Annotated in this window: 24 protein-coding genes and 2 pseudogenes; 18 read left to right on the top strand and 8 right to left on the bottom strand. The window is 66.6% G+C overall.

The features are described 5' to 3' along the window. Positions 1–870: aminotransferase class I/II-fold pyridoxal phosphate-dependent enzyme (locus ACFTZB_RS23745; RefSeq protein ID WP_378434599.1), on the top strand; the 870-nt coding region annotated here is incomplete at its 5' end. 44 nt (positions 871–914) lie between these two features. On the opposite strand, the gene ACFTZB_RS23740 is transcribed toward ACFTZB_RS23745, so the two are convergent. Continuing rightward, complete coding sequence (locus tag ACFTZB_RS23740; protein WP_378434597.1) at positions 915–1,325, bottom strand: anti-sigma factor; 411 nt, start codon at positions 1,323–1,325, stop codon at positions 915–917. 461 nt (positions 1,326–1,786) lie between these two features. Between ACFTZB_RS23740 and ACFTZB_RS23735 the strand changes: the two genes are divergently transcribed. Further along, on the top strand, positions 1,787–2,431 hold the full coding sequence (locus ACFTZB_RS23735) for a PAS and ANTAR domain-containing protein (RefSeq protein ID WP_378434595.1): 645 nt from the start codon (positions 1,787–1,789) through the stop codon (positions 2,429–2,431). A gap of 47 nt (positions 2,432–2,478) precedes the next feature. Here ACFTZB_RS23735 and ACFTZB_RS23730 read toward each other — a convergent pair whose 3' ends face one another. Both ACFTZB_RS23730 and ACFTZB_RS23725 read right to left on the bottom strand, forming a co-directional pair. Next, positions 2,479–2,976, bottom strand: a complete 498-nt coding sequence (locus ACFTZB_RS23730) for a hypothetical protein (RefSeq protein WP_378434593.1) — start codon at positions 2,974–2,976, stop codon at positions 2,479–2,481. A gap of 150 nt (positions 2,977–3,126) precedes the next feature. Beyond that, positions 3,127–4,161 (bottom strand): FUSC family protein, encoded by a 1,035-nt coding sequence (locus ACFTZB_RS23725; protein WP_378434591.1) that lies wholly within the window; start codon positions 4,159–4,161, stop codon positions 3,127–3,129. A 574-nt stretch (positions 4,162–4,735) separates the two neighbouring features. On the opposite strand from ACFTZB_RS23725, the gene ACFTZB_RS23720 reads away from it, so the two are divergent. From ACFTZB_RS23720 to ACFTZB_RS23710, 3 genes are all read left to right on the top strand, one after another. Next, entirely contained in the window at positions 4,736–5,044 is a 309-nt protein-coding gene (locus ACFTZB_RS23720) for a WhiB family transcriptional regulator (protein WP_378434589.1), read from the top strand. Between the two features lie 311 nt (positions 5,045–5,355). Beyond that, positions 5,356–5,496: a hypothetical protein gene (locus tag ACFTZB_RS23715; RefSeq protein WP_378434587.1), complete on the top strand. Its 141-nt coding sequence runs from the start codon at positions 5,356–5,358 to the stop codon at positions 5,494–5,496. 101 nt (positions 5,497–5,597) lie between these two features. Then, positions 5,598–6,245, top strand: a complete 648-nt coding sequence (locus ACFTZB_RS23710) for a PAS and ANTAR domain-containing protein (protein WP_378434585.1) — start codon at positions 5,598–5,600, stop codon at positions 6,243–6,245. Between the two features lie 185 nt (positions 6,246–6,430). On the opposite strand, the gene ACFTZB_RS23705 is transcribed toward ACFTZB_RS23710, so the two are convergent. After that, positions 6,431–7,159 (bottom strand): GAF and ANTAR domain-containing protein, encoded by a 729-nt coding sequence (locus ACFTZB_RS23705; RefSeq protein ID WP_378434583.1) that lies wholly within the window; start codon positions 7,157–7,159, stop codon positions 6,431–6,433. A 212-nt stretch (positions 7,160–7,371) separates the two neighbouring features. On the opposite strand from ACFTZB_RS23705, the gene ACFTZB_RS23700 reads away from it, so the two are divergent. Together ACFTZB_RS23700 and ACFTZB_RS23695 are read left to right on the top strand one after the other, a co-directional pair. Continuing rightward, entirely contained in the window at positions 7,372–8,157 is a 786-nt protein-coding gene (locus ACFTZB_RS23700) for a ZIP family metal transporter (protein ID WP_378434581.1), read from the top strand. 177 nt (positions 8,158–8,334) lie between these two features. Further along, on the top strand, positions 8,335–9,096 hold the full coding sequence (locus tag ACFTZB_RS23695) for a hypothetical protein (RefSeq protein ID WP_378434580.1): 762 nt from the start codon (positions 8,335–8,337) through the stop codon (positions 9,094–9,096). Between the two features lie 47 nt (positions 9,097–9,143). On the opposite strand, the gene gvpJ is transcribed toward ACFTZB_RS23695, so the two are convergent. The 3 genes from gvpJ to ACFTZB_RS23680 all read right to left on the bottom strand — a co-directional run bounded on the left by gvpJ (position 9,144) and on the right by ACFTZB_RS23680 (position 12,207). Next, positions 9,144–9,539 (bottom strand): gas vesicle protein GvpJ, encoded by a 396-nt coding sequence (gvpJ, locus tag ACFTZB_RS23690; protein ID WP_378434578.1) that lies wholly within the window; start codon positions 9,537–9,539, stop codon positions 9,144–9,146. 306 nt (positions 9,540–9,845) lie between these two features. Next, positions 9,846–11,078, bottom strand: coding sequence for an alpha/beta fold hydrolase (locus ACFTZB_RS23685; RefSeq protein ID WP_378434576.1), 1,233 nt, complete (start codon positions 11,076–11,078; stop codon positions 9,846–9,848). A gap of 67 nt (positions 11,079–11,145) precedes the next feature. Further along, positions 11,146–12,207 (bottom strand): YihY/virulence factor BrkB family protein, encoded by a 1,062-nt coding sequence (locus tag ACFTZB_RS23680; RefSeq protein WP_378434574.1) that lies wholly within the window; start codon positions 12,205–12,207, stop codon positions 11,146–11,148. A 156-nt stretch (positions 12,208–12,363) separates the two neighbouring features. Between ACFTZB_RS23680 and ACFTZB_RS23675 the strand changes: the two genes are divergently transcribed. After that, positions 12,364–12,600 (top strand): DUF3072 domain-containing protein, encoded by a 237-nt coding sequence (locus ACFTZB_RS23675; protein ID WP_378434572.1) that lies wholly within the window; start codon positions 12,364–12,366, stop codon positions 12,598–12,600. Between the two features lie 354 nt (positions 12,601–12,954). Beyond that, on the top strand, positions 12,955–13,809 hold the full coding sequence (locus tag ACFTZB_RS23670; protein ID WP_378434570.1) for an EamA family transporter: 855 nt from the start codon (positions 12,955–12,957) through the stop codon (positions 13,807–13,809). A gap of 48 nt (positions 13,810–13,857) precedes the next feature. Here the strand turns inward: ACFTZB_RS23670 and ACFTZB_RS23665 are convergent, their stop codons facing one another. Continuing rightward, on the bottom strand, positions 13,858–15,282 hold the full coding sequence (locus tag ACFTZB_RS23665) for a sugar porter family MFS transporter (protein ID WP_378434568.1): 1,425 nt from the start codon (positions 15,280–15,282) through the stop codon (positions 13,858–13,860). A 229-nt stretch (positions 15,283–15,511) separates the two neighbouring features. Between ACFTZB_RS23665 and ACFTZB_RS23660 the strand changes: the two genes are divergently transcribed. The 9 genes and pseudogenes from ACFTZB_RS23660 to ACFTZB_RS23620 form a co-directional block, all read left to right on the top strand. Next, positions 15,512–16,531, top strand: a complete 1,020-nt coding sequence (locus tag ACFTZB_RS23660) for a LacI family DNA-binding transcriptional regulator (RefSeq protein ID WP_378434566.1) — start codon at positions 15,512–15,514, stop codon at positions 16,529–16,531. A gap of 144 nt (positions 16,532–16,675) precedes the next feature. After that, positions 16,676–17,776, top strand: a complete 1,101-nt coding sequence (locus ACFTZB_RS23655) for a fatty acid desaturase family protein (RefSeq protein ID WP_378434563.1) — start codon at positions 16,676–16,678, stop codon at positions 17,774–17,776. Between the two features lie 52 nt (positions 17,777–17,828). Beyond that, a complete protein-coding gene (locus ACFTZB_RS23650; RefSeq protein ID WP_378434561.1) occupies positions 17,829–18,143 on the top strand; it encodes a MocE family 2Fe-2S type ferredoxin in 315 nt (104 codons plus the stop codon). A gap of 1 nt (position 18,144) precedes the next feature. Beyond that, positions 18,145–19,371 carry an NAD(P)/FAD-dependent oxidoreductase gene (locus tag ACFTZB_RS23645; RefSeq protein ID WP_378434559.1) on the top strand — a complete coding sequence of 409 codons (1,227 nt, stop codon included), beginning with the start codon at positions 18,145–18,147 and terminating at the stop codon, positions 19,369–19,371. Positions 19,372–19,404: 33 nt separating this feature from the next. Beyond that, positions 19,405–20,406, top strand: coding sequence for a hypothetical protein (locus ACFTZB_RS23640; RefSeq protein ID WP_378434557.1), 1,002 nt, complete (start codon positions 19,405–19,407; stop codon positions 20,404–20,406). Positions 20,407–20,449: 43 nt separating this feature from the next. Further along, a pseudogene (locus ACFTZB_RS23635) lies at positions 20,450–21,217 on the top strand (alcohol dehydrogenase catalytic domain-containing protein); the annotation flags it as partial. A 170-nt stretch (positions 21,218–21,387) separates the two neighbouring features. Further along, complete coding sequence (locus tag ACFTZB_RS23630; RefSeq protein ID WP_378434555.1) at positions 21,388–22,299, top strand: polyphosphate polymerase domain-containing protein; 912 nt, start codon at positions 21,388–21,390, stop codon at positions 22,297–22,299. 64 nt (positions 22,300–22,363) lie between these two features. Beyond that, positions 22,364–23,041 carry a DUF4956 domain-containing protein gene (locus tag ACFTZB_RS23625; protein ID WP_378434553.1) on the top strand — a complete coding sequence of 226 codons (678 nt, stop codon included), beginning with the start codon at positions 22,364–22,366 and terminating at the stop codon, positions 23,039–23,041. Next, positions 23,041–23,263, top strand: a pseudogene (locus tag ACFTZB_RS23620) (spore coat protein CotH); the annotation flags it as partial. The gene ACFTZB_RS23625 and the pseudogene ACFTZB_RS23620, both read left to right, overlap by 1 nt.

Genomic DNA, 23,263 nt, shown 5'->3' with positions numbered 1-23,263 from the left:
GGAGCACACCTACCCTTCCACGACGACCTGCCGACCTGGGCGATGGACGCAGGTGCCGATGTCTGCGTCGTCAGTGTCCACAAGATGGGTGCCGGGTTCGAGCAGGGGTCGGTCTTCCACGTCCAAGGCGATTTCGTCGACGGCGCCCACCTGTCCGCGTGTGCCGATCTGCTGATGACCACCAGCCCGAACGTGATGATCTACACCGCCCTTGACGGGTGGCGCCGACAGATGGTCGAGCGCGGCACGGAGCTGCTGGGATCTGCCCTGTGTCTGGCCGAACGAACCCGCGAACGAATCGACCACATCGACCGGCTCGACGTCCTCGAGGACCGTCTGCTGGGCATGGAGGCCTCCCACGACCTGGATCGCCTACAGGTTCTGATCGACGTGAGCGCGACCGGCGCGACGGGGTACCAGTGCGCCGACTGGCTCCGCAGCCACTGCCGGTTGGACGTCGGCATGGCCGACCACCGGCGCATCCTCGCCACCATGTCCATGGCCGACGACGAGCACACCACCGACCGACTCGTTCGCGCCCTCAGCGAGATGAGCTCTGCCACCGCCTCCTTCGCGCCCGCGCCGCACATCGACCTGCCCAGCCCCGACGAACTGCAGCTCGAGTCCGTGATGGCACCGGGTGATGCGTTCTTCGGCGCGGCGGAGATGATCGCAGCCGATCGTGCTGCCGGACGGATCGCGGCCGAACAGCTCACCCCGTATCCACCGGGAATTCCGGCCGTCGTGCCCGGCGAACGACTCGACACCAAAGTCATCGACTATCTGCGCAGTGGGCACGCCGCGGGAATGGCCGTGCCCGACGCCACCGATTCGACTTTGAAGACGATGAGGGTCGTCGCGATCGACTGACCTTGACGAGCCACCGATCGGCGTATCGTCCGGCACTGGTCGTCTCAGCGGCGTCTGCGACGCTGTTTGATGAATGCCACCACAACTTCGCGCTCGCCCGACTTCTCCCCCAGCAGGTCGGTGGTGAGCACGCGGTCGGTCAGTGCCTCCAGTGACCGCCACCTCGCACCGGGGTACCGCGGAAGGCCTCGGCGCGAGGTGACCGCACTGGTCAGCAGGAAGGCCGACCCCGAGACCTCGAAGGAACAGCGCAGCGGAGAACCGAGCGTCGCGGCGTCGATCAGCGCGGCACCCACCTCGTCGACCGCGCGGGTGATGTCCGCGATCTCGGTGAGCAGGAAGCCGCGCCGGTGGGCCAGCTCCCGCGCGACCGCCCGAATGATCGGCAACTGATCCCGGGCCGCCTCGACCCGCAGCTCCGTGGTGGTCTGCGGTCCGGCGCTCACCCCGCTCACCGCCTTTTCCGCCATTCATTCCACCGAAGTGTGAATGCCGAGCGCTACGCCGTCGGCACCCTTCGCCGCCCGGGCTGCCACGCTTGCTCGGAAGCTACTGCAGCGCAATATCATCACTGCAAGCCGACCGGACCGGCACCGCGTTCTCGCCGCGACCCATGGCGGCTCCACAGGCCCTGGTGACCCCGCAGCACCGCGTCCAGCTGCCGGGCAGGGGAACTTTGGCTGTCCCAGGATTACCCCTCCGACGCCGGTTTTACGCGCGTCGGCTGCGCGAACTCCTTGACAGATCGGTACCAGTGTCGCGGTTTCACACCGAGGACGCACCCACCGCGTACGCGTCAGCGGTGGTGAATCCCGAGGTCGATCGTGCCCCCTGCGCGGGCATGCGACGGGTCGGCGAGCCTGATTCGAGTCGGAAAGCACCTGCGAGACGTGCGACGGTGCGCTAGAAAGTAGACGTGGATTCGGAGCAGGTGTTCGGTGGTGGCGAGCCGCAGCGGGTGGGAAGTTTCCGCTTCTACCTGGAAGGGCAACGGTGGGAATGGTCCGACACCGTCGCCCTGATGCACGGGTACAGGCCCGGTGAGGTCACCCCGACCACTGAACTGCTGCTCTCCCACAAACACCCCGAGGACCACCCGCACGTCGCCCGGGTCCTGGACCGGATGATCAACGATGCCGAACCGTTCAGCAGTAAACATCGCATCATCGACACCACAGGCAAGGTCCGACAGGTGGTGGTTGTCGGCGACCGCATGCACGACGACGCCGGTGCCGTGATCGGCACAACCGGGTTCTACATCGACATCACCGACTCGCACCGCAGCGACGTCAAAGACTCCGTCGACGAAACCGTCGCGGCCCTCGAGCAATCGCGGGCAGTGATCGAGCAGGCAAAAGGGGCCCTGATGCTCGTCTACGGTATTCCCGCCGACCGCGCGTTCGACATCCTGACCTGGCGCTCCCAGGAAACAAATATCCGGCTCCGCACCCTCGCCGAACGAATCGTCGCCAGATTCCGCGAGCTCGAACCCGACACCGGCCTGCGCACGCGGTTCGACCACCTGTTGCTCACCGCACACCAACCGCCCCGGATGAGCTGAGCGCGGGTGAGGCCGTCACCGAGGACATCGGCGCGGTGATCGAGCCGTCACCCCTCCTGCGCGGTGGTGATGTCGGGCGGGTCGGGAAGGTCGACATCGAGGGCCAAGTCCAGCCAGATCAGGGCGTCGGCCAGGATTTCCGCGCGCAAGGTGATGTCGAATTGTTCGGCGGCAGTAAGCGACCGCTCTCCCTCTACCAGATCCTCGGCGAGGAACGCCGACACCGTCCGCAGCACCCAGCGCTCCGACGGGGGCAATGCGTCGCCGTCGTCGTACCGTCCTTCGGCGAAGCGAACGTCGAGGATCAACGTCTCCTCCGGACCCGCGCCACCCAGCCGCGCAGTGACCACACCGACAGTGGCCTCGACAACCCACGCGAGCACATCGCCGTACACCGGCCGGCCCCCGGTCGGGTGCAGTTCGGCGCACACCCGGGACACCTCGCACGAGAGCCGGCCGGCGTCCCGGTCACCGACCAGTTGCAACAGGCGACCGCCGAGAGCTGCGGCCGACGAGCTGATGGGGCTGCCTGCATTCGATCCCATACCCGAGAGTGCCCAGCCCCGGGCATCACCACACAGCCCGTCGAGCTCCGGCATCCTCTACCGGCGCCACCGCGCCGCGCGGTGTGTCCTTCAATTTGTTGACCTCGTTTGCTGTACCGGAACCATCACAGCCGGGGCAGTTTGCGCGCATCAGCGCGGATCGGACATGTCCAGCACGGCCCACAGACCATCCGCAGCCAGGGCGATCGCCGGCCACGCACTTGGTAAGGGTTGGTGTCGTCGGACTGATTCCTCGAAGGACTCGAGGCGTGAGCGGGTTTCAGGCAGAGCGGTCTGCACGACGCGGAGGTAGGGCTCTCGATGGTGAGCCGGGTCCCAGGTGAGTTCGTCGAATGCGGCCGAGAATGCCTCGAGCAGTGCCGCTGCCTCGTGCCGAAGTTGCTCCAGTGTGGGCGCCGGGAGACCTGCCGGCAGATCATCGGTGCCGGTGAGCGCCTCGACCGCGACTTCCAGCACCGACACATGCAGCAGGGTGTCGTCGAGAACCGTTGCTAGCGGGAGGTACACCTGCGATCCGCCTACCTTGGTCCAGCCGGGGCTACGAAGGTTGCCGCGCAGACTTTCCCGGCCCTCGCGCAGCGCAACCCCGGCGCCGGTCGACTTGTGCAGATCCCACACCCGTTGCCGTCCTCGGTCACTGTCGTGACGGCCGGACCGGAGGCCGTGGGCAAGATCGGCAAGCAGCGTCGAGAGTTCATGAGCACGTTGCAGAATCAGATCGCGGGCCGTGGAAAGCTGGTCGGGAGGCAGCACGAGCGCGTTGACCGCGACGCCGACGAGCACACCGACGGTGACATCGAGGACGCGATGAAACACCAGGGTTGCGTTCGTGGCCGACCCGTACAGCACGACCAACAGGGCGGTGATCGCTACCCACATCCCGTCCGGCGCCAACCACCGGCTGCGGCCGAGGATCGTCCCGACTGCCACTGCACCTGCGATGGCGGCGAGTTCAGGCAGGATGCCTGCCGCCAACGCGGCAACGAGCACACCGAGAACCACGACCGTGACCTGACGTGCGGCGGCGGACACCGAGCTGCGGACCGTGGTGCCGATGATGAACAAGGCGGCGTAGGGCGCAAGGAAAGCCTCCGGGCTCTGCAACACTCGATCGGCCAGCAACCAGGCGGTCAGCACCGCCACCGTGCACTTCACGGCGGACACCAAGCCCGGGTGCTGTAGCCCCCTGCGCAGCCAGGTGCCCCAGCCACCCGCTTGGGGTCGCTGCGTCCGGGTACCGGCCCCTGAGCGAAAAGGCCATCTCATGTCATCACTTGTACCCATTCGGTCGACTCCATTCACCAGGCCGTGTCCAGCGAGGGTTTGCTCCCCGCGGCGGCCGATGTGATGCCAGTTACTGTCGAGCGATTCTTCTCAAACATCCGCCGATGTGCCGCTAGCATCAGATTCACACCCTTTCACCCGCTCTTTCGAGACGTGAAGAGTGCGAGGCTTCCAACACCTTGGTGCCTCCTGATCCCTGATGTCGAGCCATGGCATCACCGCGCCGAGACCCTTCATTTCGACTGCGGACCCGGTGCACTACCGATCGTCACCGGGCCCCGGTCTGTCGCTGCCCCTCCCCTGGACATCAGGTGGTGAACCATGACCCAACGAAGATGCATGTTGCACAACACTTCCCGCCACCGTACCCGGCCCGAAAGTCCGATCCCCTTCACGTGCCCTGCCCTGCCGGCGGATCGCGTCACTGCTCGACTCCGAAAGCGACCCATCCGCAATGCCTGATCATTCGCACCACTACATCGACCGCAACTGGCAGCGCCGCGCCTCCTGCCGGGGAACCGACACCGAGGTGTTCTTCTCCCCGGACGGTGAACGCGGCCGCGTCCGCGCCCAGCGCGAGCAGGCCGCCAAAATCATCTGCCAGGACTGCCCCGTCCTCACCGAATGCCGCGCCCACGCCCTCACCGCCGAAAGTCACGGCATCTGGGGCGGCATGTCCGAAACCGAACGCGCCCGCCACACCCGACGGACCCGCCACGCGGCCGCCCGACCCAGGGAGCGCGTCCCGGCGCCGGACTCCTGACCCGCGCGGGATTTGCATGAACCGCCCCCCCCGAGGTGTGAGCAGCGCCGTGGGCGGGTACGCCGACTTCGAAGGGCCGGTCCGTCGATGGCCGGAAAGTGACGCCACCTCGGGGAGATGATGCCTATGACGACGGTGCCCGAGCCTCACTCGATCCGCAAGAGCGCCGGTGATGGCACACGTGCAAGGGATGGTCGGGAAACGCTGTCGGTGGCGGAGGGCATCCTCATCGCACTACGCCACTACGCCACTACGACGAAGCCGAGGCCTTCGAAGAACTGCTCCGGGTCGCGCACCGTCACCACCTCAGCGTGCTGACCGTCGCTCACGCCCTGGTGGATCTCGCGATCGACGCCCATCCCCCGCTGGGATCCGCGGAACGGCACGCGGACGCCACCGGAGCGCTGGCCGAGTGGGAGTCACGTCTCGCGCCCTGGCGGGACCGTTACTGAGACCGCGCTTTTCACACACAATCCCGCACCTGATCAACCGGCCTGATCGCGGCCGATCGCCCGTGCAACTTTCCGGCTACCGATTTGCTAGAACATAGGGCGTGGATTCAGAAGAGGTCTTCGGTGGTGGCGAGCTGCAGCGCGTGGGCAGCTTTCAGTTCTTCCTGGACGGTCAGCGGTGGGAGTGGTCCGACGCCGTCGCCCAGATGCACGGGTACCGACCCGGCGAGGTGACACCGGTCACCGAACTGCTGCTCTCACACAAGCATCCCGAGGACCAGCCGCACGTCGCCCGGGTCCTGGACCGGATGATCAACGATGCCGAACCGTTCAGCAGCAAGCACCGCATCATCGACACCGCCGGCAACGTCCGCCAGGTCGTGGTCGTCGGTGACCGAATGTTCGACGGGACCGGACGGGTGGTCGGCACGAGCGGGTTCTACATCGAAATCACCAATTCTCACCGCAGCGACGTCAAAGACTCTGTCGACGAAGTGATCGTCGAACTCGAGCAGTCACGAGCGGTGATCGAGCAGGCCAAAGGTGCGCTGATGCTGGTATACGGCATACCCGCCGACCGCGCCTTCGACATCCTGACCTGGCGCTCGCAGGAGACCAACACCCGGCTGCGCATGATTGCCGAACAGCTCGTCATCGGATTCAGCGAGTGCGAACCCGACCCAGGCCTGCGCACCCGGTTCGACCACCTCCTGCTCACCGCCCACCAGCGTGCCGCGCGACCGGATTAGGGAACGGTCCCGCGGGCTGGTTTGCTCAACCCGCAGAACCTGGACCGATGTCCCTACCGGTCGAGCACCGGCCCTGACTCACCGCTTTCCCCGAAATCTGCCCGAGCAATCCATCTCTGGCCCGCATGAACCCACCACCGGGGAGAAACGGCAGCGTATAACGCGCTTCCGCGGCCCACCGTCGCTTACTTCGCGGGGCCAGGTCCGTGTTGGATGATGTTCAGGGCAACCTCGTTGAGCGGCGTGTTGGAGTTCTGGGATCGTCGGGTCAGGATTGCGAAGGCCTCGTCGGCGTCGATCGAATACCGCTGCATCAGCATGCCCTTGGCCTGACCGATCACGTCCCGGGAAGCGAGGGCATCGCGGAACTGTTCCTCCCGCAGCGAGGCGATCAACGCGATCGCCGCATGGGTGGCCAGGGTGCCGCCGATGCTGACCGAGTCGTCGTCGAACGCGTTCGTTCGGCTCAAGTGCAGGTTCAACGCACCCATCGTGTGTTCGGTGGTGTAGAGCTGGAATGCCAGCATCGACCGGGCCCCGATGGCAGCCGCCTCCGGGGCGAACCTCGGCCACCGCTGCTCGGTGATCATGTCCCTGACGAGGACGGTTTCGTGGTTCCAGATCGCCTGCACACACGGCCCGTCATGAAGTCGGTGCTGAAGGTCGTCGATTTTCTTCGGCAGCTCCGACGTCGCCGCCCGAGATTGGAAGGCTCTGCCGCGGGTGACCAGGGTGATGCCGGCGTCCTCGGCACCGGGAACCACATCCCGCGCGGACTTCGTGATCACCTCGAGGGTGCCCTGAATATTGGCGTGCTCGGCACGCAGGTCGCGCGCGATCTGTTCGATCTCGGCCCTCAACCGGTGCTCGAAGCCACCGCCCCGGTCGAGTGCCTGATCCTCGTCAGAGCTCATGCCCCATCGTCGCACGCCTCATTTCACCATTCCAGTGCGAGCGCACGGAGTCGCATGGACAGAACTCCACTCACCACTCATCGAGGCGGCCGTGTTGTACAGACACCACCGGCGGCTTCCACCAACACCCACCCACCGAAACATGGTGTCGATCGTCATCGAAAACGGGGTACTCGGAACGCGTCGGAGAGAACCGGTGAAGAAATGAAGGGATGGCTGTGATCATCGAGTCGTTGATCTTCGGAGTAATCGCATCCGGTGCCCTGGTAGTCGGAGCCCTGGTCGGCGGACGGTTCACGCTCCCCAAACGTGTCCTCGCCGGCATGCTGGCGTTCGCCGCAGGCGCTCTCATCACCGCGTTGACCTTCGAGCTGTTCGAAGAGTCGTACCACCAAGGCGGCATCTGGCGGGCCGCACTCGGACTCGCCGCCGGCGCGATCGTTTTCACCGTCCTCAGCCAGCGACTGGACCGGCTCGCCGAGGGCGCACACCGGGAGCCGCACGGCAGCGAGAAACTCGATCTCGACGCTGCGGCGTCCGAGACAGCACCCTCCACCGCGTCCGTCAGTGGTTCCGCCGGACTCGCACTGCTGGCCGCGGTCACCTTGGACGGAGTGCCGGAGAACGTCGCCCTCGGTGTGTCCCTCGGCGAAGGTACCGGCGGTCTGACCCTGCTGGTGGCGATCTTCGTGTCCAACTTTCCCGAGGCCCTCGTCGGGAGCGCGTCCATGCGCGCGCAGGGTCGAACCCAGACCTTCATCCTGGGCACGTGGGTGATCTGCGCCCTGCTCCTCACACTGGCTGTCGTCGTGGGTGCCGGCCCTCTCGCATCGAGTGCACCCGAGACGATCTCGCTGCCCCTCGCCTTCGCTGCCGGCGCGGTGCTGGCGTCGTTGGCAGACACCCTCATGCCCGAGGCCTACGAAAAGGGTGGTCCGACAGTCGCGTTGAGTACTGCCGCAGGATTCGTGCTCTCGTATGTGCTCGCGACTGTCTGACCGGATACATGGCCGGCATCGAGTCCGGCAAGCTCGGCATGTCTGAAGACCGGCCGCGCACCTACGCCGTGATCGGCCCGGAATGACCCCGCTCCGTCGGCTCGCGTTTGCCCGGCACACCGTCGGGGGATGCTGCGGAGAAACATATGTCTTCGATTGGACGAGGGGAACCAGCCGATGAACGCTCTCACCACCGGCATCGTCGCCGGCGCCGCAGGCAACACGATGCTCGACGCCGTCACATACTTGGACATGGCGATCCGGGGCCGTCCCCAAGCACCGTCCCGGAGAGGACTGTCGAATCCCTTGCATCCGCCCTGGGCGTCGTCGTTCCCGGGCACGGAGACGCCCTCGCTGCGCGGTATCAACGATCCCCGAACGTGGACCACGCAGGACTGGTTCAGCGACCTCGTGCCACACCTGGTCTACGGTGCCACGGTCACCACCGTCCTACGCCAACAGGACGCGATGGCCGGGAACCGGACCGCCCCGGCGGCGGAACGGTCGAGCACTGTCCGGTCCGCCGTAATCGGTATGGCCAGCGGCCTGCGAAGCTCCACCGGCATTGCCGCGGCACTCTTGGCGGGTGCCACCGGATCGGCACATCGAATCCGTCTGATCGGCGCGACCGCAGTCGTCGGCGGCGAACTGGTCGCCGACAAGAACCCGACCATCCCGTCGCGCCTCTCCCCGCCTGCGCTCACCGGACGTCTCACCGCAGGCGGCGGGGGCGCCGCAGCTCTGGCCCGAGGCGACCGGGCGGACACGGCGTCGGCTCTGATCATCGGAACCGTCGGCGCCCTTGCCGGCTCGTACGGCGGCGCCTGGTGGCGGCAGTGGGCCGGCGCACGCATGCCGGACTGGCAGGCCGCGCTTGCCGAGGATGCCGTCGCGCTGACGATGGCGGCGGTCGCACTCCGACGTCCCGCGCGGTCCTAGATATCGGATGGGCTCGTCGACAGGTCCGCTCCGCATGGAGGTATCCGCTACGTGTCCTCCCGGGTAGATCTACGCGAAACCCGTTCGCGTTCGGGTTCTTCGCCCGCACCGAACAGCCCATCGAGTTTGTTGTCACCGGATTCGATCGAGTCCCTCGCCGTCGATTCCTCCTCGCCGTCGGCGCCATCCGACGCGAGGTCGGCCAAGCCTTTCGGTTCGCTGCCGATCTCGAGCCGATTCACCGCTTCGGCGAATCGCAGGTAGGTGTCGACGCTTGCGACCACGACGCGGGCGTCGATCGTGAGTATTTCGATGCCGACCAACGAGACGCGCACGTAGGCGTCGATGACCAGGCCCTTGTCCAAGATGGTGTCGATGACATCGGCGAGACTGCTCGACCGGGGGCCGCCAGCTGTTGCCGCGGGTTGTATCGCGGTGGTCATGCCGGTGCTCCGTACTTGCGTCCGACGAGGAGATCTCGTTCACTCGAACGGAACCGACCGGCCGGTATATCGAGAGTGCCGCTAGTCGACATCGTCGCACCCTTCCGTGGCGTGGTCTCGGCGCACCTCGGAGAAGGCTCGGTGACGTTTCGCCGCAGGACCGTACGCGGTGGGTGCGCGTATGTTCTCCGTCTACCCCACCTCGATAGCGCTCAATCACCAGTACGAACACCGGTCGCGAGCTCACCGACGAACGCGCCTCGCTTACCCTCGTACCGCAACGGCTTTCGGCTCGAATCGGTCGCGTCAGGCGTGCGCGCGGTACGGCGTCGTGGCACCGGGCGACCCGAGGAACCGGCGTGTGAGATCCATCGTCAGGTCGGGCATTTCCAACTGGGGTACGTGTCCGCAGTCGGGCAGTACGACCGATTCGGCGGTGGGGACAGCCACGCTCACGTGCCGAGCGAACCGGGACGGAACCAGCCGATCACGACGACCCCACAAGAACAGCGTCGGGGTCCGGACGGTGGTCAGTCGATCCCAGAACCCACTGTCGCCGAACGGTTCCTCGAGGTAGATGTTGATCAGTGCCGACAGCGCCGCCCGGCGCCGCGCACCGTAACCCATCGCGATCTCGAACTCGTCGACGGCGGCCTCGAACCACGGTTGGGGAACCCGGTCGGGGCGGGCGAACATCGACTTGGCGCCCGCCATCACCACCGCACGCGGCAGACCGATCATCGGCAACCGGGCGACGTCCACCGGCCACCACCGGGCCAGCGGCGCCAGTTGACGGAATCGGCGGAACGCCGGCGAGGGACACAGCAGCACGAGTTTGTCGACCGTGTCCGGCTCGCGCATCGCCAGTTCCAACGCGAGCCGGCCGCCGAGCGAATTGCCGATCACGACGGCACCGCCGGCGCCCACGGCGTCGAGGAAGTCGCGCAACCAGCGGAACAGTTGCTCGGCGGTGTAGGTCCAGGCCGGCGCATCGGAGGCACCGAAACCCGGAAGATCGGGTGCCAGAACCCGGAAATCCTCAGCCAGATCGGCGAGAACGGGCAGCATCGACGCATTGGTGGCCCCGAGGCCGTGCAGTAGCACCACCGGGGGCGCGTCGGCGCGTCCTGCCTCGAGATATGCGGTGCGAACCCCGCACGCGGCGACCTCACGCGCCCGCGGCCGAGTGACGAGGTCGACGTCCGGAGCGAACGCGCCTCCGATCTGGAGAACGGTCGCAAGGCTGCCGCGCGCGGTGAGGTCACCACCGAGGAACGCGTCCACACCGCTGCGACGACCGGCGAGCAGATCGGCGAGCGTGTCGGCGTCGGTATGCACCGTACACGTCGGATCCGTGGCGACCTCCCTGGTCACCTCGGCCATACCGTCGTCGACGGTGACGGTCCACCGGCCGTGCCCGGCGATGTCGAGAACGAGCTTCGTATCCGAGTGGGTAAGAGCGACATCCGTGAGATCGCGGGGAAATCGGTCCGCGAGGACGGTGCCGGGATCAGTTGCGGAACGTAGTGACTTCGACACGGAGATTCTCCTCCACTCGTTGCATCCCGGCGACCCGGGCGATGCAGACCGACAATTCCGACGCCGGTTACCGCTCCACCGCATCGACGTCGGCGGTGTCACCGTCACTCTCGCGTAATGCCCTGCCCTGCTGGACATACTGCTCGTACTTCTCCGCGTTCTTGTCCGAAACCCGGGTATCTCGCGGCGGCAACTGCAATTCGTCCTCGGCCGGCATGCCGGCCTGCAACTCCCGTCCGCGTTCGAGTTCGGCGTCCAGTTCGGCGCCGAAGAGCAACGCCAGATTGGTGATCCACAACCAGAGCAGGAACACGATGACTCCGGCCAGCGAGCCGTAGGTCTTGTTGTAGCTGCCGAAGTTGGCGACGTAGATCCCGAACAGGACCGACGCGACGATCCACGTGACGATGGCGAGGAACGCGCCGGCGCTGATCCAACGGAACTTCGGTTGCCGCACATTCGGTGTGACGTAATAGAGGATGGCCACGGCTACCACGACGATGCCGAGGACGAACGGCCAGCGGGCGATGTTCCACACGGTCAGGGCGGTGTCGCCGAGTCCGACCGCATCTCCCGCCGAGCGTGCGACGGGGCCGCTCAGGGCGAGCATCGCCGCACCGGCTGCCACCAGGACCAAACCGACGACGGTCACGGCCAGCATCAGGGGCCGTAGCTTCCACACGGGACGACCCTCCTCGACCTCATACATGCGGTTCATGGCCCGTCCGAACGCCCCGATGTAGCCGGACGCCGACCACACCGCACCCAGCAGGCCGAGAACAAGAGCCATTCCCGCGGTCGGCGTCTCGACCAGTTGCGTGATGGGGTCACGCAACGTGTCCACAGCGGAGGACGGTCCGAGATCGTCGACCATCTGCAGGACCGCGTCGGTAGTCCGCTGTCCCTGACCGAACACGCCCAGCAACGAGACCAGCGCCAGCAGCGCGGGGAACAGCGAGAGGACCGCATAGTACGTCAGCGCCGCGGCCAGGTCGGTGCACTGATCACGGGTGAACTCGTGCGCGGTCTTCCGGATGACGTACCACCAGGACGGTTTCGTCAGGTCCGCAGGCGAATCCGGCTTCCGCGGATCGTCCGGTTCCGGTTCGGCGTGCTGATCGTCTTTCATCGAACACGCCTACCCGTATCCCGGTTCGGTGAAACTGCGCCCCTCGTTGGTGCTCGCCTCGCGTCCGACGATCAGTCGACCGGAGCCCACAGTTTCCCGCGGGCGTCCGCCGGGCAATCGTTTCGTCGAGTAGTGCAACCGACCGACAGGACAGCAATGGCGGATATCGACCCCACCGAGCACGACGTTTCCACGGAAAAGGACCCGGACGACTGGATCACCGGCGACGAGCCGATGACAGGGCCTCAGCGGTCCTACCTGCACACCCTGGCGCAAGAGTTGGGCGTCACGGTCCCCGACGACTTGACGAAGGTGACCGCATCGAAGTTGATCGACGAGTTACAGCTGCGATCCGGACGCGGCGCGCGGGGGGAAGAAACAGCCGGATCTTGACATCCGGAAAGGACCTGTCACAGACCAGATTTCGAGACTCGTACACACAGAGGTGACCGAGCAGCAACGCGCCGACCTCTCCGCCACGGTCGATGCCTACACGAAACGATGAACAGCCGACACGTGCGAAGGCCAAGGCGCACGAAGACGTCGAGAATCGCGAAAACAGTGTCCACGGCTGCCGCGGTTCTCCGCAGACGACGCCGTCGATGACATCGGCGAGAGGAAGTCGAGACGGTCCCCGTAGAGGGCCTGCGACTGCGAAGCCCCTCGCAGATGGGGCTGCGTCGGCCAGCTGACACTCGGCACCGTGCCATGCTGGGGCAGGCCGAACGCGCCGAGGAGAGGTGACACGTGGGAATTGCCATGGCGCTGATCTCGGCTCTGACCTACGGGGTCTCCGATGTGCTCGGCGGCCTGGCGTCACGCCGCATCTCATTCGTGCGCGTCGCTTTCGTCGGGCAAGTCGGCGGTCTCAGCGCCACTGCCCTCATCATGCTCGTCATTCCGGCCACCCCAGCGCACGGCGCCGACCTGGCCTGGGGTGCGTGCTCAGGCATCGGTACCGGGCTGGGAATGGCGTTCCTCTTTCGCGGCATGAGTCGTGGTGCGATGTCCGTCGTAGTGCCTATCAGCGCCGTCGGCGGCGTCGCGCTGCCGGTCCTGGTCAGTGTTGCGTTCCTCGGCGAGAAGCCGCCCTGGCTGACCTGGACCGGCATCCTGATCGCATTGCCCGCATTGTGGTTCATCAGCAGAGGCACCGACGGGTCCGGCTCTGTCTCGCGCGACTCCGTCTATGACGGTCTCGCCGCGAGCGGTGGCATCGCTATTCAGTACCTCTGTCTCGCACAGGCGGAAGCGTCCTCGGGTCTGTGGCCCATCCTGAGCGGACGCGCCGCGGCTATCGCGACGATCTTGGTCGCTGCGTTCGTGCTCGTGCGGAGTGCCACTGTGCGAAACACTGCACCGACGACCCCATCGGTTCTCGCACTCGGTATCGGCGCGGGCGTGCTGGCCGCGACCGCGCTGGCCGCATATCTCTACGCGCTCCGGACCGAATTTGTCACCGTCGCTGTTGTCTTGTCCTCGCTCTACCCGGTCGTCCCCGTGATCGTGGGAATCGTGTTCCTGAACGAGCGCCTCCGGCGCTCCCAGGCGCTCGGTCTGGTCGCTGCACTCATCGCGACGGTGCTCATAGCCGTGGCGTGACCCTGATGCGGGTCCCGTCGACCGCGTCCGCGCACGGGTTCGGGTCGGTCATCGAGCAGCGGCGCCGTGACGGAACTCGCTCTCGAGCTCTTCGAGGCTACGGCCCTTGGTTTCGGGGACGTAGCGTGCGACAAAGGCGAGCGAGACGAGGTTGACGAGAACGAACAGACCGAATGTGCCGCTCCCGCCGAGTGCCCGCTCGATGATCGGGAACAGGAACGAGATGCCGGCATTGGTGGTCCAGAGTACGAATACCGCTACGCCCATGGCGAATCCGCGGATGGCCATCGGGAAGATCTCCGAGAGCAGGAGCCAGACGCAGGTGCCGATGAAGGTGGCCATGAAACCGACGAACAGCATCATCGCCGCGAGGATGACGTAACTGCGGACGGTGGATTCGGGGAGCAGGAACACCAGGGCCAGGGCACCCTGGGCGAGCGTGACACCGGTGAAGCCGATCAGAAGCATGCGGCGACGCGGGACGAAGCCCAGCAGCCAGATCCCGAGGACGGTGGTGACCACGAGGGTGACGCCGATGGCCACGGTGGCGACGAGGGCAGCGGAGGCGGTGAGCCCACTGTTCTCCAGGATGGTCGGGGCGTAGTAGTTGACGGTGTTGATGCCGGTGGCCTGCTGCACGACGGCGAGACCGATTCCGATGTAGAGGATTTTGCGCATCCACGGGTAGGCGCGCAGGTCTCGGAGTGCGGCGCCCTTGTCTTCACGGACGTCGTCCTGGGCGGCGGCAACGATCTCGGCGTATTCGGCGTCGGCTTCGGCGGCGCTCCGGCTCTTGCGCAGGGCGCTGTGCGCTGCGTCGAGGCGACCGCGGACTGCGTACCAGCGCGGCGAATCGGGGAGCGTGAGCATGCCGACGAACAGGGCAACGGCGGGGATCGCGGCAACGGCGAGCATGTACCGCCACACCGATGCATGGTCGATCAACTGGTCGAGCACCGCGTTGATCACGAACGCCAGGAACTGCCCGGTGACGATCATCAGCTCGTTGATCGTGACCATGCGGCCGCGCCGATCCACAGGGGCTGTCTCGGCGAGGTAGAGCGGGCACGTCACCGAAGCGCTGCCCACCGCGAATCCGAGGACGATGCGGGCGAGAATCATGATGGTCACGTTCGGCGCGAGGGCGCACCCGAGCGCGCCGACCAGGAAGATGACCGCGCAGAGTACGAGACTGGACTTCCGGCCCAGCCGGTCTGCGACGCGGCCACCGAAGACGGCGCCGAACGCCGCCCCGGGGAACAGCAGGGCGCTGACCACCGCGGCTTCCTGGACGCTGGTCATGCCCAGGTCGTCGCGCATGTACAGGAGCGCCCCGGAGATCACTCCGGTGTCGTAACCGAACAGCAGACCGCCGAGCGTGGAGATGACGGTGAGTTTCGTGAGGAACCTCCTGCCGGCGCGCGCCTCGGGTGGCTGCTCCGTACTGGGGGTGGTGGTGTTCTGGATGGCCATTGCGTAGTCCTTCGACGAAGTGGCAGTAACCGGGAGGGAGGCGATGTCATGTCCTGACATACGCACATTCAACGGGTGATCCAGAACACTAGACCGCTCTAGCGGCGTGATCAAGGGCACATCCGCAAATTCTTCGGATCCCGGCCACGGCGCTCACCCCCTCGGGCGGTCGCGGGGTCGCCGTAGGATCGATTCCCGAGCAGTTCACGATTCGGACGGAAGGCGTGCGGTGAGCACCAGAGGCGGAGAAGCGGCCCTCCCGAAGAGGCGTGCGACGCTGTCGGACGTCGCAGCCCGCGCCGGTGTGTCGCGAGCACTCGTCTCCATCGTCATCCGCGACGCCCCCGGCGCCAGCGCAGCGACACGCGAGCGGGTGATGCGGGCCGCGGACGAACTCGGCTACCGGCCCGACGTGCGCGCCCAGATGCTGGCCAGGAGCCGATCGAAGCTGATCGGGACCGTCTTCGGAATGAGCGGCACGTTCCACTTCGACGTCCTCGACGGCCTGTACACGGCGGCCGCGGACCGCGGCTACGAGCTGATCCTCAGCGCACTCACGCAGAGCCGCGACGAGAATCGCGCGGTGGAGAGCCTGCAGGACTTCCGGTTCGACGCACTGATCATGCTCGGCCCGGCCACGCCCAAGCCCGTGCTCGCGGGAAAGGTACCGCTCGTCGTGGTCGGCTGGCACGTCGACGACCCGGACGTCGACGTCGTCCGCACCTCGGACGCCGACGGCATGACGATGGCCGTCGAGCATCTCGTCCAGCGTGGGCACCGACGGATCGTGCACGTCGACGGTGGCGAGGGCGCAGTCGCGGACTCCCGGCGCGACGGATTCCTGGCAGCCATGCGCACCCAGGGCCTCGCCGACGAATCCCGGGTCCTATCCGGTGGCCTCACGCAGCTCGAGGGCTACACGGCCGCCCGGACACTTCTCGACGATCCCGAGCTGCCCACCGCGGTGGTGGCCTTCAACGACGAGGTGGCGGTCTCGATTCTCGAGGCCTTCATGCATGCCGGATATCGAGTGCCCCAAGATATCTCGATCATCGGATGGGACAACAGCGCCGTCTCCAAGCTCCCGCACATCCGCCTCACCACCGTGGCGCAGGACCCGCGGCGCATGGCCAAACTCGCGATCGACCGGGCCATCACCCGCGTGGAGGGCGCGAGGATCGACGAACGCGAACAGGTCCTCGAGCCCATATTGATGGTGCGGGCAACCACCGGCCCCGCCCGCTCCTGAGTCACCCCGCCAGCGGTTGACATCACCACATCGACTTCCTACTCTCTGTTCTAGAGCGCTCTAGTGATGCGCCTCACCGCACCGTTCGCGACAGGCCCGCGAGGCTCTCGCGGCGAGAGACTGGAAAGCAGAGGTGGTCGTCCCATGGGGACCGAACGTCTAGCCCGCTACGATCTGACCGGCCCGGAGGGGCAGAAGGCCGTCGAGGAAGGACTGTCCGGCGGCAACTGGTTCCGCAGTGCCATCCCGCGTAAGCGGATGAAGGAACTGATGCGCCGTTCGGACGAGCCGGCCACCAAGGACACCGCTCTCTGGCTGGGCTCACTCGCCGTCACCGGCGTGGCAGGCGCGCTGGCCTGGTCGAAGGGCAAGAAATGGGCCGCCGTGCCTGCGCTGGCCGCGTACGGGGTCCTGTACGGCTCGGCATCGGATGCACGGTGGCACGAAGCCGGTCATGGCACATTCTTCGCCACCCGATGGAAGAACGACGCGGTGTACCAGATCGCGTCGTTCATGATGATGAAGGACCCGACGGTGTGGCGTTGGAGTCACACCCGCCATCACACCGACACCCTCGTCGTCGGGCGCGATCCGGAGATCGTGGCGATGCGGCCGGCTCGGCTGGCGCGAATCGCGGCCAACATGATCGGGCTCATCGACGTGCCGACCGCGTTCAAGCAGATGGTGACGCGGGCGGCCGGGCGGCTGGACGAGGAGGAGGAAACATTCGTGCCCGAGTCCGAGCGACCCAAGGTGTACCGCACGGCCCGGATCTGGCTCGGCATCTACGGCGCAACCGCCGCCGGCTGTGTCGCGACCGGTTCGATCGTTCCCGCGCTGCTGATCGGACTGCCTCGCGCCTACGGCGCCTCCATGCTCTGGGTGTACAGCCTCACCCAGCACGCCGGCCTCGGCGAGAACGTCCTCGATCACCGGCTCAACACCCGCACCGTCTACATGAACCGGCTGAACCGTTTCCTTTACTGCAACATGAACTATCACGTCGAGCACCACATGTTCCCGATGATTCCGTCGCATCGGCTCGCCGAACTGCACGAGGAAATCAAGGACGACTGCGCCGAGCCGTACCCGTCGATGTGGGCGGCGTACAAGGAGATCATCCCGGCCGTCCTCGCGCAGCTGAAAGACCAGACGTACTACGTACGCCGCGAACTTCCCGAAGGAGCCGCGCCGTACAACGAGCCGACCCCCGCGCCCGCCGAGGATCGCGCCGTCGCCGTGTGACCCACGCCCACCCCGAGAACGCTCCGTCTTCCGCACGAAAGGCCTCACCATCATGAACTGGATCCCCGCCTGCCAGGCCGACGACATCGACACCGAGGACATCGTCCCGTTCGAGCACGCCGGCACCCAGTACGCCATCTACCGCTCCGCCGATGACGAGTTCTTCGCCACGGACGGCTACTGCACCCACGAACGCGAACTCCTCTGCGACGGCCTCGTCATGGGAAAGACCATCGAATGCCCCAAACACAACGGCCGTTTCGACTACGCGACCGGCACAGCGCAGGGCGCACCGGTGATCGAGAACCTGCGCACCTACCCGGTCAAGGTCGACGACTCCGACACCGTCCACATCGGAATCGGCTGACATGCGCGCCATGGTGATCGTCGGCGCCGGCGAATGCGGCGCCCGGGCCGCTGCCGCGTTGCGTGAGGCCGGGTGGGACGGCCGGATCGAACTGATCGGCGCCGAAAGGCACCTGCCGTACGAGCGGCCACCGTTGTCCAAGGCGACCCTGCTCGCGGACCTCGACCCGGTGCCGGTGTCCATCTACGACGAGGCCGCGCTGCGGGACCTCGACATCGTGCATCGCACCGGCGTCGAGGTCACCGACCTCGACCGCGACCACCGAGAAGTCGTTCTCGCCGATGGCGGGCGCATCGACTACGAACGTGTGCTGCTGGCCACCGGGGCGACGCCACGGAAGCTGCCGATGGCCGCCGGCTTCGACCGGGCCCACACCCTCCGCACCCACGACGACGCCCTCCGGCTGCGTGCCGGGCTCCGCTCGGCCGACCGGGTGACGGTTATCGGTGGCGGCTTCATCGGGCTCGAACTCGCTGCCGCCGCACGCTCCCTCGGCTGCGCGGTCACCGTCCTCGAGGTCGCCGACCGCCTCCTCGGCCGTGCGGTGCCCGCGCAGGTCGCCGACCGCGTCCACGCCCGACATGTCGAGGCCGGGGTCACGGTCCGGTGCGGCGTCACCCTCACCGAGATCACCGAGTCCGAGACCGGCACCACCGTCACGCTCGGCGACGGCGACCTCATCACCTCCGATGTCCTCGTAATCGGCATCGGCGCCGTTCCCGAGACGGCGCTCGCCGACAAGACGGGACTGCAGGTCGACAACGGCATCGTGGTCGATCATCGCCTCACCACGTCGGACCCGCGGATTTTCGCCGCAGGCGACTGCTGCTCCTTCCCCCACCCTCTCTACGAGGGCCGCCGGATCCGGCTCGAGGCCTGGCGCAACGCCCAGGACCAGGCCGTCGTCGCCGCCCAGAACATGGTCGGCGGCGACCGGACCTACGACGCAGTGCCCTGGTTCTGGTCCGATCAATACGATCTCAGCCTGCAGGTCGCCGGGCTGCCGACCGAGGCCGCCGCCGAGGTCGTGCGGTCCCGTCCCGACGGGGTCAGCATCCGCTACGGGCTCGACACCACGGGCCGACTCGTCTCGGCGGCCGCCGTCGGCATCGGAAACAGCGTGGCCAGGGACATCCGCCTGGCCGACATGGCCATCGCGAGGCGGGTCGTCGCCGACCCGGTGGCGCTCGCCGACCCGACGGTCAACCTCAAACAGTTCCTGCGCTGACACCCACCGCCCCGACACCGGAGGACCATTCTCTTGCCGACCCCGCTGCGCACCCGCCTCGACCTCACCGCACTCGCCATCGGTGACACCCCACTCCGCTGGACCCGAGTGCCCACCGGGCACGACGGCGGCACCGGCTGGCTCCATTCGGGCATCGCCGCCCTTCCCGACGGCTCGCTGCTGGTCGCCCATCCCGAGGGCCGCGACCTGATCCGCATCGACGACAGCGGAGACAGCACGCGCATCACCACTGCCCTGACGGAGATGCACTGCCTCACCGTCGCGAACACCACGGACGGCGCACTCGTGGTGTGGGCCGCCGACAACGGGCACCGCTTCGTCCACGACACCCCGGACTACGGTGAAATCCACGCGCCCGGAAGGGTGGTCGCTCTCGACCTCGACGGACACGTGGTGCGCGAACTCGACGACCCCGACGCCTCCCGGCCGTGGAGCCCGACCTCCGTCGCCCTCGTCGACGCGGACGACCCCGGCAGCGACATCTGGGTCGCCGACGGCTACGGGCAGAGCCTGATCCACCGCTACTCGGCGGACGGCGTCCTGCTCGCCACTGTCGACGGCACCGAGTCGGGGACACGCTTCGACTGCCCGCACGGCATCCTGATCCGGTCCGAGGGCACCGAGAAAAGGCTCTACGTCGCCGACCGATCGAACCGCCGCATCGTCGTCTTCGGTCTCGACGGCACCTACCTGCGCACCCTCGCCGCCGACGTGGTCGACAGCCCGTCCAGCATGGTCGACTACCGTGGACACCTCGTCGTCACCGAATTGTTCGGCGCACTGGCCATATTCGACGGTGACGACTACCTCGGTCACATCGGGTCGTCTCCGCGTGACCGGAACGAACCCGGCTGGCCCAACCGCATCGACGACACCGGGCAGACCGTCGCACCCCGACTCCGCGACGGATCGTTCAACAGCCCGCACGGCATCACCGTCCGCGACGATGCCCTTTACCTGACCGAATGGATGATCGGCGGCCGCATCGTCCGCCTGGGCCCCGCGGCCCACTGATACACCACCGTCTCCCTCGGATCCCGAACGAAGGAACACGGCAGTGGCGTCGAACCGAGCAGTCACCTACATCGGCCCCGGCACGGTCGAGGTCCGCGGCCGCACCACTGCCCCCGAGGGTCTGGTCCTCGGCCACGAAATCACCGGCGAAGTCGTGGAAGTCGGCCGCGATGTCGAATTCGTCGAGATCGGCGACCTGTGCTCGGTGCCGTTCGACATCGCCTGCCGACGCTGCCGCAACTGCAAGTTCGGCAGGACCGGGATCTGCCTGAACGTCAACCCCGACCGGCCCGGGTCGGCATACGGATACGTCGACATGGGTGGTTGGTTCGGCGGACAGGCCGAGTACGTCATGGTCCCCTACGCCGACTTCAACCTGCTGAAATTTCCCGACCGCGATCAAGCGATGGAGAAGATTCTCGACCTGACCATGTTGTCGGACATCTTCCCCACCGGATTCCACGGCGCCGTGACCGCCGGGGTCCGTCCGGGGTCGACCGTCTACATCGCGGGCGCCGGACCCGTCGGTCTCGCCGCAGCGGTCGCCGCCCAGCTGCTCGGGGCCGCCGTGGTCATCGTGGCCGACATGAACGCCGACCGGCTCGCACAAGCCCGCTCGTTCGGCTGCCAGACCGTCGACGTCGACGCCGTCGGCTTCGAGGCCAAAGGACATGGCGCCGAAGCGGACCGGGAGCAACCCGCCACCGTCCTGAACTCACTGATGGACATCACCGCCGCCGGAGGCGGCATCGGCATCCCCGGCCTGTACGTGACCGGCCACCCCGCACCCGGCGCCTTCCCTGCGGCGGCGCCGTAGCGGTCCACTCCGCCTCGCGCCGCGACAACCAGCGCGGACTTTACCTACCCTTTGCCAGCTACTTGCCAGGTTCAGTGCATTGTTCCTCGAGGTTCGTCGGGTGAACTGATGCCGTTCATGCAGAGTTCACCCGAGTGGTGTGCAGAGGGTAGAGGGGCGGCTTCATGGGTGTGTTCGAGCGTTTCCGCAGACCGTCGGCGGAGAGCAGTCATCGACCCGACGACGTCCCCACGACTCCGACCGGTTATCAGCAGACCGCCAGTAGGCTGCATGCGTTCAACCGGTACGAGATCAAGTACTTCGTCGACGAGCTGAAGGTGCCCGAGCTGCGTCGGGAACTGGCGGCGCGGATGGACGCCGACCCGTACTCTCCGCACGGGGGATACCCGGTGACCTCGCTGTATTACGACACCCCGGATCTGCGCTTCTATTGGGAGAAGATCGAGGGGTTGAAGTTCCGGCGGAAGCTGCGGTTGCGGCTGTACGGATCGCCGGCCGACTGCACGGACGAGACTCCGGTGCAGATCGAGATCAAGCAGCGCGTCAATCGCGTGACGCAGAAGCGGCGGATCGCCCTGCCTTACGGTCCTGCGCAGCGGTGGCTCAACGGCCGGCAGGAGATCGACTGCCATCCGACGCAGCGCTCCTTCGTCAACGAGGTGACGACGTTGATCGGCAACCTCGACCTGCGGCCGGTGGTGACGACAGGGTATCTGCGGGAGGCCTTCGTCGGCCGTGACGCCGACCTGGGTTTGCGGGTGACGATCGACCACAAGGTGCACGGGCGCGACCGGGACTTCCACTTCGCCTCCGGTGCACCGAACCGGTTCAGCATTCCCCCGAAGCTGGCCGTCGTCGAACTCAAGGCCAACGAGCGGGTGCCGTACTGGGCGACGGACCTGACTGCGCGCCTGGACATGTCGGTCATCCGGGTGTCGAAGTACTGCCAGTCCGTCGAGGCGTTCGGGCTGGCCCCGCGGTCGCGGATGGGGGCACCCGAGCTGGTGCTGCCGGATGGCTTCGACGATCGTGCGCCTGCCGAACTCCTGAACGATCAGGCCCCGGCGGGGCGCTGACATTCCACGTGCCTCCGCCCAGGGCGGGCCGGAGTGCCTTCACCTCTATCGAAACAGGATCACAATGAACTTCGACCTGCAGGATCTGAGCGGGACGTTCACGACGTTCGACATCATCGTGTCGTTGTCGTTGTCGTTCGTCCTCTCGGCCATCATCGCGTGGGTGTACCGGTACACCCACAAGAACGTCTCCTACAGTCAGTCCTACGTGCAGACTCTGGTGCTGTGCGGCATGATCATCACCCTGATCATGCTGGTGGTCGGCTCCAACATCGCCCGCGCGTTCGCCCTGGTCGGGGCCCTGTCGGTGATCCGATTCCGCAACGCCATCAAGGAAACCCGCGACGTCGGGTTCATCTTCCTGGTGATGGCGATCGGCATGACCACCGGCACCCGCTTCTACGTGCTGGCGATCGCCGCGACCGTCGCGATCTGCCTGGTGATGCTGATCATGTACAAGTTCAACTGGTTCAAGCTCGACGTGCAGCGTCAGGTGGTCAAGGTCCAGGTTCCGCCGGAGCAGGAATACACCTCCCTCGTCGAGGATGTGCTGATCGAGTACTGCACCGAGTTCGAATTGGTCTCGACCGAAGCGGTGAGGTCCGGGGCGCTCAACGAGCTGTACTACACAGCGCAGCTGAAGAAGAACAAGAAACCCACCGAGTTGATCTCCGCCCTCAGCGGAGTCAACACGGGTCAGCGTGTGACCGTCCTGACCGGATACGACCAGACGGACATCTGATGGACGAGACGACCACCGCCGCCGCCGGACCATCGAAGCGCCGACTCCGGCACCGGATCCCGACGTCGCTGCGCCAACACTGGAAGCTGGCCGCGGTGTTCGTCGCGTTCGTCACCGTCATGGCGACGGTGTTCGGCGCCAACCGAATTCACCCCTACATCACCGGTGATGCCACCGTCATCGCCTCGGAGATCACCGAGAACATCACCGGCACCGTTGATC

The sequence above is a fragment of the Rhodococcus sp. NPDC057014 genome (assembly GCF_042673295.1).
Lineage (GTDB): Bacteria > Actinomycetota > Actinomycetes > Mycobacteriales > Mycobacteriaceae > Rhodococcus_F.
This window is presented reverse-complemented; position numbering and strand designations above follow the sequence as displayed.

What these genes read in the sequence shown, in the direction of transcription:
- ACFTZB_RS23630 (WP_378434555.1), top strand. Translation starts at nt 21,388, where the DNA reads ATGGGTGTGTTCGAGCGTTTCCGCAGACCGTCGGCGGAGAGCAGTCAT.
- ACFTZB_RS23645 (WP_378434559.1), top strand. Translation starts at nt 18,145, where the DNA reads ATGCGCGCCATGGTGATCGTCGGCGCCGGCGAATGCGGCGCCCGGGCC.
- ACFTZB_RS23655 (WP_378434563.1), top strand. Translation starts at nt 16,676, where the DNA reads ATGGGGACCGAACGTCTAGCCCGCTACGATCTGACCGGCCCGGAGGGG.
- ACFTZB_RS23680 (WP_378434574.1), bottom strand. Translation starts at nt 12,207, where the DNA reads ATGAAAGACGATCAGCACGCCGAACCGGAACCGGACGATCCGCGGAAG.
- ACFTZB_RS23665 (WP_378434568.1), bottom strand. Translation starts at nt 15,282, where the DNA reads ATGGCCATCCAGAACACCACCACCCCCAGTACGGAGCAGCCACCCGAG.
- ACFTZB_RS23705 (WP_378434583.1), bottom strand. Translation starts at nt 7,159, where the DNA reads ATGAGCTCTGACGAGGATCAGGCACTCGACCGGGGCGGTGGCTTCGAG.
- ACFTZB_RS23730 (WP_378434593.1), bottom strand. Translation starts at nt 2,976, where the DNA reads ATGGGATCGAATGCAGGCAGCCCCATCAGCTCGTCGGCCGCAGCTCTC.
- ACFTZB_RS23720 (WP_378434589.1), top strand. Translation starts at nt 4,736, where the DNA reads ATGCCTGATCATTCGCACCACTACATCGACCGCAACTGGCAGCGCCGC.
- ACFTZB_RS23700 (WP_378434581.1), top strand. Translation starts at nt 7,372, where the DNA reads ATGGCTGTGATCATCGAGTCGTTGATCTTCGGAGTAATCGCATCCGGT.
- ACFTZB_RS23625 (WP_378434553.1), top strand. Translation starts at nt 22,364, where the DNA reads ATGAACTTCGACCTGCAGGATCTGAGCGGGACGTTCACGACGTTCGAC.
- ACFTZB_RS23675 (WP_378434572.1), top strand. Translation starts at nt 12,364, where the DNA reads ATGGCGGATATCGACCCCACCGAGCACGACGTTTCCACGGAAAAGGAC.
- gvpJ (WP_378434578.1), bottom strand. Translation starts at nt 9,539, where the DNA reads ATGACCACCGCGATACAACCCGCGGCAACAGCTGGCGGCCCCCGGTCG.
- ACFTZB_RS23650 (WP_378434561.1), top strand. Translation starts at nt 17,829, where the DNA reads ATGAACTGGATCCCCGCCTGCCAGGCCGACGACATCGACACCGAGGAC.
- ACFTZB_RS23695 (WP_378434580.1), top strand. Translation starts at nt 8,335, where the DNA reads ATGAACGCTCTCACCACCGGCATCGTCGCCGGCGCCGCAGGCAACACG.